Consider the following 1015-nt stretch of genomic DNA (forward strand, 5'->3'; position numbering starts at 1 on the left):
CTCCTTCCTCATCAAACGGGAGATATCCAATTTCATCAATTATCAACACTTTAAACTTCATCAAGCCTTTGAGCTTTTTCTCAAGTATTCCTTCCCGATTTGCTAGTTTCAACCTCTCGATAAGGTTTCCTGAATTAGTAAAGTAAACAGAAATCCCTGCTTTTGCTACTTCAATCCCAAGAGCAATTGCAAGATGAGACTTTCCAACTCCAGGGGGACCAAGCAAACAACATTCTCTGCATTATGAACAAATCTCAACGTTGCAAGGTCTTCTATGACTTTTTTATCAATAGATGACTGAAACTCAAAATCGAATTCTTCAAGCGTCTTTTTCACGGGAAATGCTGCACTTTTCATCCTTCTTTCAATTGCTGTAGCTTCTCTGTGCTTCTTTTCCTGTTCAAACAGGTAATCAAGGACTTCCATTGTTGTCTTGCTGTCTCTTGCAGCAATTTCAAGGTAGTTGTTCAGAAGCTCTTCAATAGTATTCAGTTTGAGGTAGTGCAGGTTACTATGAAGTCTCTCATAGCTGAAGTTGTTCATTTAAAATCACCTTCACTGAATGTATCATAGATATCAAGAGACCTTTTTTCAACTTCAGGACCTGAGAACTTCAACGGAATCTGTAAGTCTTTCTTGCATTTTGAATTTTCTTTAAGAATCTCACTCAGTAGACCCTGGAAATGTTCCTTTTTCCTGGCAACTCTGCAGTTACCTGGAAGAATTTCATGTTCACAGACCTTTTCATAATCAACATAGACCTCGAATTTTCCTTCGAAGATCTGAAGCTCTGCAGTTCTTCCTGCAAACCTGTACGGAACAGAATACTTATTTCCAAGGAATGAAATATAACAGTCTCTGGAGATCTTTCTGGTCTCCTTATGGACAACTTTGTAAGGAGGAACCTGACCCAGAGGGTTCAGGTTTTCCTCCTTAAAGCGTTCAAGAGGGATTTGATAGGTTGTTCCGTGGACAGTTGAATTTACCCTTTCCAACCACCTGTTAACTTGGGCGT

The 1015-nt window shown here is 39.4% G+C and carries 1 protein-coding gene and 1 pseudogene; both read right to left on the minus strand.

Features of this window, described 5'->3' with window-relative positions; all coding sequences use genetic code 11:
* Window positions 1-543 (minus strand): annotated as a pseudogene (locus tag ASJ81_RS13580) (ATP-binding protein); the annotation flags it as partial.
* Window positions 540-1015, minus strand: a 476-nt coding sequence (locus ASJ81_RS13585) for a Mu transposase domain-containing protein (protein WP_449288771.1), incomplete at its 5' end; no start/stop codon positions are given. The gene ASJ81_RS13585 and the pseudogene ASJ81_RS13580, both read right to left, overlap by 4 nt.

It is taken from the genome of Methanosarcina spelaei, assembly GCF_002287235.1.
Classification (GTDB): Archaea; Halobacteriota; Methanosarcinia; order Methanosarcinales; family Methanosarcinaceae; genus Methanosarcina; species Methanosarcina spelaei.